The organism is Micromonospora arida, from assembly GCF_042873195.1.
GTDB classification, from domain to species: domain Bacteria; phylum Actinomycetota; class Actinomycetes; order Mycobacteriales; family Micromonosporaceae; genus Micromonospora; species Micromonospora arida.
Window position 1 is genome coordinate 570,104 of sequence record NZ_JBIALC010000004.1, and the last position, 7,692, is coordinate 577,795.

Here is a 7,692-nt window from a genome sequence, read left to right on the forward strand (position 1 = left end):
CCCACCGCCGAGCCCGTGGCACATCCGCCCACCCGGCGCCCGGCCCTGCCGCAGACCACCAGCAGGAGGCGAAGTGAGCCAGGAAGTCCGGGGAGTCATCTCCCGCAGCAAGGGCGCGCCGGTCGAGGTCACCACCATCGTGGTGCCCGATCCCGGGCCCGGTGAGGCGATCGTCCGGATCCAGTCGTGCGGTGTCTGCCATACCGATCTGCACTACCGCGAGGGTGGCATCAACGACGACTACCCGTTCCTGCTCGGTCACGAGGCGGCGGGCATCGTGGAGCAGGTCGGCGAGGGCGTCACCGACGTCGCCCCGGGCGATTTCGTGGTGTTGAACTGGCGGGCGGTCTGCGGGGTCTGCCGCGCCTGCCGTCGGGGTCGGCCCTGGTACTGCTTCAACACCCACAACGCCGCTCAGCGGATGACCCTCACCGACGGCACCGAACTCGCCCCGGCGCTGGGCATCGGCGCGTTCGCCGAGAAGACCCTGGTGCACGCCGGCCAGTGCACCAAGGTCGATCCGGCGGCCCGACCCGCCGCCGTGGGTCTGCTGGGCTGCGGTGTGATGGCCGGGCTGGGTGCGGCGATGAACACCGGAAACGTCACCCGGGGCGACTCGGTCGCGGTGATCGGCTGCGGCGGTGTCGGGGACGCGGCGGTCGCCGGTGCGCTCCTCGCCGGCGCCACCACGATCGTCGCGGTGGACACCGACAGCCGCAAGCTCGACTGGGCCCGCAAGTTCGGTGCCACGCACACGGTGAACACCTCAGAGACCGACCCGGTGGACGCGATCCGTGCCGCCACGGGTGGCTTCGGCGCCGACGTGGTGATCGACGCGGTGGGCCGACCGGAGACGTGGAAGCAGGCGTTCTACGCTCGCGACCTGGCCGGCACGGTGGTGCTGGTCGGCGTACCGACCCCGCAGATGCAGATCGAGCTGCCGCTGCTGGACGTCTTCGGGCGTGGCGGCGCCCTCAAGTCCAGTTGGTACGGCGACTGCCTGCCCAGCCGGGACTTCCCGATGCTCACGGAGCTGTACCTGCAGGGCCGGCTCGACCTGGACGCCTTCGTCACCGAGGAGATCGCGCTCGACCAGGTCGAGAACGCCTTCGACCGGATGCACCACGGCGACGTGCTCCGCTCGGTGGTGGTGTTCCCGTGACCGCCCGCGTCGACCATGCGGTCACCTCGGGCACGTTCTCCCTGGACGGGCAGACCTTCGACGTGGACAACAACGTCTGGGTGATCGGTGACGACCGCGAGTGCGTCGTCCTGGACGCGCCGCACGACGTGGCGGCGATCCTCGCCCTGGTGGGCGACCGGCAGGTCCGGGCGATCCTGGCCACCCACGCCCACGACGATCATGTCCGGGTGGCGCCCGAGTTGGCCGAGGCCACCGGCGCGCCGGTGCTGCTGCACGCCGCAGACCGCGTCCTCTGGGACATGGTCCACCCGCACCTGCCGCCCAACGGCGAGCTGCACGACGGGCAGAGCATCGAGGTGGGCGGCACCACGTTGCGGGTGCTGCACACCCCCGGGCACAGCCCTGGGGCGTGCAGCTTCCACGCGCCGGAGCTGGGCGCGGTGTTCACCGGCGACACGCTCTTCGCCGGTGGCCCGGGCGCTACGGGCCGCTCCTACAGCGACTTCGACACCATCGTCCGGTCGATCCGCACACGCCTGCTGACCCTTCCCGCGGAGACGGTCGTGCACACCGGCCACGGCGACGACACGACGATCGGCGCGGAGGCGCCGCACCTGCAGGAGTGGCTGGACCGCGGCCACTGACACTCCTGCGGGCGTCTCAGGCCGGGCTGACGAGTCCGGTCTGCTCGCGCGTCGGTGGACGGTCTGCTGGCGTTGTGGCGTAGGCGACGGGCTCAGCGTTCGTCGGCCACGCCCAGCACCGGTTTGACGTCCAGGATCGGGGTGCCGTCGAGGGCCTCCAGGTCGGCCACCTCGACGCGCAGCCCGTCCACCGCCAGGACCCGCACCCGGTGCAGCCCGATCGGGTTGGGCCGGTGCGGTGAGCGGGTGCTGAACACCCCGGTCTCCGGACGGTTCTCGTCGCCGCGCGGGTGCACCGCGAGCACGTCACGCCGGGCACGGTCCAACCAGGTCAGCACCAGCATTTCCGTGCCGACCCGCAGGTCACGCACGGCCCGCTCGACCTGCGGGTCGAAGACCAGCCACGCCGTCGGCGCGCCCTCGTCGCCTTGCTTTGGCGCGCTCGCCGCGTCGGTCAGCGACGAGTCGACCCGGCCGACCGGGTGCAGCAGGTACGCGTCGTCACTCACTGCCTCGACCATCGTCGCTCCCTCCTGGACGGTCCCAACCTAGCCCTACCCAGCCCTGCCGCGACGCTAGGATCCCGCTCATGGCCGCCGACTCGCCCGCCCCCGCCGACTCATCCGCCCTCGCCGACTCGCCCGCCCCCGCCCCCGCGGTCCGTCAACTGCGCCTCGTGGTGGAGGCCACCGACCACGAGGCCGCCGTCGCGTTCTTCCGCGACGCGCTGGGCCTGCCGGAGGAGGCGGCGTTCAGCGGCGAGGGGGATGCGCGGGTGGTGATCCTGGACGCCGGCCGCGCCACCCTGGAGATCGCCAACCCCGCTCAGAAACGCCTGATCGACGAGGTCGAGGTGGGTCGGCAGGTCGCGCCGCGGATCCGGGTGGCCTTCGAGGTGGACGACACGGAGGCGACGACCACCCGACTGGTGGCCGCCGGTGCGAGCGAGATCGCGCCGCCGACGCGTACGCCGTGGCAGTCACTCAACTCCCGCCTCGACGCCCCCGCCGGGCTCCAGATCACCATCTTCCAGGAACTCCTCAGGCCGGACGAGGGCGGCGGGACGCGGGATGCGGAGCCCGAAGGTGACGGCGACAGCTGAGTCCGGCGGTGGCGGCCCGGGGCATTGTCGATCGAGACCCTCCGGCACCCCGAACAGTTCTGGCGCGTTCTCGTCCGCCAGGGCGAGCCGCACGGCTACGTCAACCGCGTGCTGACCTAGACGGCTCACCCACGGTAGCGACGAACCGCTAGCTGTCTGCCTCCCGTCACCCTGCATGGCCCCTTTGCTCTGCTTACCTATATGCGCCATGTCCCACGAGCTGCGAATGGGCACTTTCCACCAGCCGCGGAGGTTTCTCACCGCAGTCACGGAACGTGACCGGTGCGTATTAGTAAGCAGAGCAAAGGGTGGCGTTCGGATATTGGCGCCCCGGTTCCGAAAACACCCTGCGTCACGGCCGTCTGGCCTGATATCCGCAGGGCCGCACTGTCCGACTCTGCGCGTGACCGGGATCGCACCGGGCCGAGCCTCGGGCAATTCCGGAATGCCCGACAGGTGAACCCGGTTGTGTCCCCCGTACCGCCGGAGCCCAAACCCTGTCCGCGGTCATCTCCCGAGGAGCGTTCACCCCGGAGCGCTTCGCACGATCGAAAGGGCAACCATCGTGAAGGCCGACTTCACTCGATGGCTCCCCGCCATCGCTAAGGACTCGTACCGCAAGACCGCGCTGAGCGTGGCGGGTGTTGCCGCCCTCGGCGGTCTGGCGCTCGCGCCGACCGCAGCCGCCGCCCCGGTCACCTCCGGACCGCACCAGGGCGCCGTCGCCGCCATCGACCTCGCCACCGGCAAGGCCGCCACCTCGGCACGCCAGGATGAGCAGCCCGTCGAGTCGGGCCTGACCACCGGCTCCGCCACCGGCAAGCCGCCGGCCGGCAAGCCGAGCCGCGCCCAGCTGATCCCGCACGGCATCGAGGGCGCGCAGTCGCGCGTACCGCTCGACGACGCGCAGCTGGCCAACGCCCGGGCCATCGTCGACGCCGCCAAGAAGACCGGCGTCGGTGACCGGGGTGCGGTGATCGGCATCGCCACCTCGCTGCAGGAGTCGAAGCTGTACAACCTCGGCCACCTCGGCGCGTACAACGACCACGATTCGCAGGGCCTGTTCCAGCAGCGTCCGTCGTCCGGTTGGGGCACACCCGACCAGATCACCGACCCGGAGTACGCCGCCACGGCGTTCTTCACCGCACTCAAGAACGTCGGCGGCTGGCAGGACCTGCCGCTGACCGCCGCCGCGCAGACCGTGCAGGTCTCCGCCTTTCCGTACGCGTACGCGCAGTGGGAGGAGCAGGCGGCGGACATCGTCCAGCAGATCTGGTGACACCCGCACACGAGACCGGCCGGCTCCCTTCGACGGGAGCCGGCCGGTTCTTCGTGTCCGCGTACCTCAGCAGGCCGGGTAGAGGCGGCGGGTGCCGACCCCGGCCGCGTACGCGGCCCGGTCGCTGAACCGGCAGCCGTAGTCGGGTCGGGCCACCACCGCCGGGTCGGTCACGGTGTCGCCGGCCGGGCGCTTGCCGGTGCGTACCCAGGACACCAGGTCGTCCCAGGCGGCGCCGGCCTCCGCCGGGGTGAATTCGCAGTGCTGCGTGGCCCGGATCGCCCGCTGAACCAGCAGCTTGCTGCGACCGTGCCGCGCCACGTCGCTGGCGTACGCCTGCTCCATGCTGAACGGTACGAACAGGTCGCCGAGACCGTGCAGGCTGAGCACCGGGGCGGTCGGGCGGCCGGCGATCCGCGGCACCTCGGTCAGCGTCGGCAGGAGCCGCTGCCGCAGGTTTTCCGGGGCGACCCGCTGCACCGTCGCCTTGACGTTCACCGGGCTGTTCGGGGCGTAGCGGGTGAGCAGGTTGGTGGACAGCTGACCTGGCCGCTGGGCGGGGGAGTTGCCGCTCCCGGTGGGCACGCTGATCGAGAAGAGGAAGTCCTTCCAGACCGCGAACGCGGCGTCGGCTCCCGGACGCGGCCCGCCCGACCGGTTCACCGTGATCGCCCGCAGCTGCTTGCCCCGCTCGGTGGTGGTGTCCGGCCCGGTGGGGGCCAGTCCGGCCAGACCGAGCGCCACCTGGATGCGGGGCACCGCGTTGGTCAGATAGTCAGCCGGCGTGGGATAGGCAGGTACTCCGGCGAGCGACTGCGCGACCAGGTTGTAGTCCAGGTAGAAGTCGAGCAGCGTCTGATCACCGAGCACACCGCACATCGGCATCGCGCCGTCGTAGAAGCCGGGGTACTGCTCAAGTGAACGACCAATGACGTACCCACCCATCGACACCCCGGCGACGTAGGTGTGCTGCGGTCGACGGACCGTCCGCCCGAAGTGGTCGGCGAGATCCTTCGTCCCCAGCACCCCGGAGCGGATGTCGAAGCCGTTGCGGTCGTACGACGACGACGCCCAGGCGTACCCCTGCTCCAGCAGGCGCTGGCGCAGCCCGAACGCCGGCGGTTCCGGCGAGAGCACCGTGCCCTGGCCGCGGTAGCCGTGCGCCCACAACACCAGGTCGCCGTTCCACCGGGCGGGAACCTCGATGATGTACCCGGCGTGGCGGTGCACGCCCTGGCGTACCGTCGTCGGCTTGCCGCCCACGATCAGCGGCGCCAACGGCGGATTCTCGATGGTGTAGCCGGGCAGCGGCTCGCCGCCCCTCGCGTCGCGACCGGTGGCGCTGGCCGGTGCGGCACCGGCCAGTCCGACCGCGAGGGTCAGCGTCGCAGCGGCGGCGAGCAGGCGGCGGAGGGTACGAACGGGTGTGGACAGCATCGATGCTCCCCATCGGACGGTTGTCGCCCGGGGGCGACCAGCGGGACGGTTGCCTACCGGCCGGTAGCGCCCTGAACCTAGAACCGCTGTCGACCAGTGTCAATGGGTTCGCTGACCCGCCGGTCAACACGATCGTCCAGCCGTACCCGGTCGTTCGGGCCGGTGGGTCGATCGGGTTGACTGGTCGTCGTGGACGAGTCGATCTGGGCGGCGGCCCGAGCGTCACGCGGCTGGCTGGACGCGGCGAACGGCACCGGGCAGACCGAGCTGACCTGCCGCATCCTCAAGCTCACCGAGGAGGCGGGGGAGGCCTCGGCCGCCTGGATCGGTCTGCTCGGGCAGAATCCGCGCAAGGGTGTCACCCACACCCGCGAGGACGTCGCGGCGGAGTTGGCCGACGTCGCCTTCACCGCGTTGGTGGCCATCGAAAGCCTCGGGCTGGACGCGCAGGCGGCTCTGGACACCTGCGCCGCAAAGGTGCGCTCCCGCCTGGCGGGTCAATAACCGTCCCGTAGCCCCCGCTCACTCCGTCCACCCCTTCCCGCCGGCCGACCGGTGCGTGAACGTTGACCGCATTGGGCGTTGTGCGCCGGTCGCTTCATTCGTGATCGACTCGGGTTCCTTGATATCGCGGTGTCTGGGAGTCTGGGATGCCCCGACTTCCGTGAACCCGAGTGGATCACGCGGATGACCGCCGGTTCGGCGCTGTGGCCCCGACGTTGGGTGGGCGGTTTGTGAGTTGGTGGGTGTTTGTGGGTGGTGGCCGGGCGCACTCGTGGGCCGGAATCATGGCCGGGTCGGGGTCGTTACATATTCTGACGATCGCAGTACCACCGACCCGCCGCTCGACCTTGGGGGCGTGGTCGCGCAGGTGGGAATGCCAGCCTCCGCCCGGTCGTTACAGTCCCCGCGAACGACCGCAGGCACCGCCACGGTGAGGGTGCCCGGTAGGTGGGCCACCCCGGAATGACCTGGCCCCCCGGGTCGTTACACAGGGACCCGGCGCCACGAGCCCCCGGCTCGCCAGGTCGCCGACCCCGACGCCCGACACGGGTGTCACCCCCCAAACTTCCCCCCTTGTACGTACGTGCAGCGCCGGACGAGGTGCTCACACCCTGCCGCCGCCCCCCTTTTGGCGGTCGGGGTGTCCTACCCCCGAAGGAGCTACCCCCATGAACACGATCATGCGTAAGAGCGTCCTGTCTGTTGCTGGCCTCGCGTTCGCCGGTGGTATTTTCGCCGGTCCGATCGCCCACGTGGCCAACCCCGTCGACGGCAAGCCCGTCGCGGTAGCGGTGCAGGCCGACAAGCCCGACACCAGCAAGCTGATCCCGCACGGCACCCAGGGCGAGCAGTCCCGGATCAGCCTGAACGACGAGCAGACCGCGAACGTGAAGGCGATCATCGCCGCGACGAAGAAGGCCGGTCTGCCGGAGCGGGCCGCGGTCATCTCGATCGCGACGAGCCTGCAGGAGTCGAAGCTGGAGAACCTGGGTCACCTGGGCGATATGAACGACCACGACTCGCTGGGCTTGTTCCAGCAGCGCCCGAGCTCGGGTTGGGGCACCCCGGAGCAGATCACCGACCCCGAGTACTCGACGACTGCGTTCCTCAAGGGTCTGAAGCAGGTTGACGGGTGGCAGGACATGCCGCTGACCGACGCGGCGCAGACGGTGCAGGTGTCGGCTTACCCGGACGCCTACGCCCAGTGGGAGCAGCAGGCCGCCGACCTGGTTGGTCAGTACTGGAACAGCTGACCCGCGCCACGACACCATCGCAGAACCAGCGCACCTAAGCACCACCGCACGACACCGACCGCTGGCCGGCACCCGCAACCGGGGTGCCGGCCAGCGGCATTTCTGCTCTAGCCGGTCGCTGGTCGCCGTTCACCAGTCGCCGTTTCGTTCGCTGGCCGCGGGGCCGTCGGCTGCTGGCCTTGGCTGCTGGTCGGCGGTTGTTCGTAGATCTTGGACAGTTTCCGTTCCGCGCGAACTATTCAGTCCCATGACATCTGTCAGTGGTGAAGTCCCGATACATGTGTCAGTTGGTAGGGATCTTGGGTGCGCTGGTAGATGGTGCCTGGCAT

The 7,692-nt window shown here is 70.4% G+C and carries 8 protein-coding genes; 6 read left to right on the forward strand and 2 right to left on the reverse strand.

Annotated features, from left to right (window positions below; translation table 11 throughout):
• Positions 1 to 73: 73 nt before the first annotated feature.
• Complete coding sequence (locus tag ACFYP0_RS16815; RefSeq protein ID WP_357005281.1) at positions 74 to 1,162, forward strand: S-(hydroxymethyl)mycothiol dehydrogenase; 1,089 nt, start codon at positions 74 to 76, stop codon at positions 1,160 to 1,162.
• Positions 1,159 to 1,788 carry an MBL fold metallo-hydrolase gene (locus ACFYP0_RS16820; protein ID WP_124862410.1) on the forward strand — a complete coding sequence of 210 codons (630 nt, stop codon included), beginning with the start codon at positions 1,159 to 1,161 and terminating at the stop codon, positions 1,786 to 1,788. The genes ACFYP0_RS16815 and ACFYP0_RS16820 overlap by 4 nt, the downstream gene beginning before the upstream one ends.
• Before the next feature lie 92 nt (positions 1,789 to 1,880).
• Here the strand turns inward: ACFYP0_RS16820 and tsaA are convergent, their stop codons facing one another.
• Positions 1,881 to 2,309 (reverse strand): tRNA (N6-threonylcarbamoyladenosine(37)-N6)-methyltransferase TrmO, encoded by a 429-nt coding sequence (tsaA, locus tag ACFYP0_RS16825; protein ID WP_357005285.1) that lies wholly within the window; start codon positions 2,307 to 2,309, stop codon positions 1,881 to 1,883.
• Between the two features lie 68 nt (positions 2,310 to 2,377).
• Between tsaA and ACFYP0_RS16830 the strand changes: the two genes are divergently transcribed.
• Positions 2,378 to 2,890, forward strand: a complete 513-nt coding sequence (locus ACFYP0_RS16830) for a VOC family protein (protein ID WP_357005288.1) — start codon at positions 2,378 to 2,380, stop codon at positions 2,888 to 2,890.
• Positions 2,891 to 3,455: 565 nt separating this feature from the next.
• Positions 3,456 to 4,169, forward strand: coding sequence for a hypothetical protein (locus ACFYP0_RS16835; protein ID WP_124858848.1), 714 nt, complete (start codon positions 3,456 to 3,458; stop codon positions 4,167 to 4,169).
• Positions 4,170 to 4,235: 66 nt separating this feature from the next.
• Here ACFYP0_RS16835 and ACFYP0_RS16840 read toward each other — a convergent pair whose 3' ends face one another.
• Positions 4,236 to 5,606 carry an alpha/beta hydrolase family protein gene (locus tag ACFYP0_RS16840; RefSeq protein ID WP_357005291.1) on the reverse strand — a complete coding sequence of 457 codons (1,371 nt, stop codon included), beginning with the start codon at positions 5,604 to 5,606 and terminating at the stop codon, positions 4,236 to 4,238.
• A gap of 189 nt (positions 5,607 to 5,795) precedes the next feature.
• Between ACFYP0_RS16840 and ACFYP0_RS16845 the strand changes: the two genes are divergently transcribed.
• Entirely contained in the window at positions 5,796 to 6,110 is a 315-nt protein-coding gene (locus ACFYP0_RS16845; RefSeq protein ID WP_356979560.1) for a MazG-like family protein, read from the forward strand.
• A 668-nt stretch (positions 6,111 to 6,778) separates the two neighbouring features.
• Positions 6,779 to 7,363: a hypothetical protein gene (locus ACFYP0_RS16850; RefSeq protein ID WP_356979562.1), complete on the forward strand. Its 585-nt coding sequence runs from the start codon at positions 6,779 to 6,781 to the stop codon at positions 7,361 to 7,363.
• Positions 7,364 to 7,692: the final 329 nt, after the last annotated feature.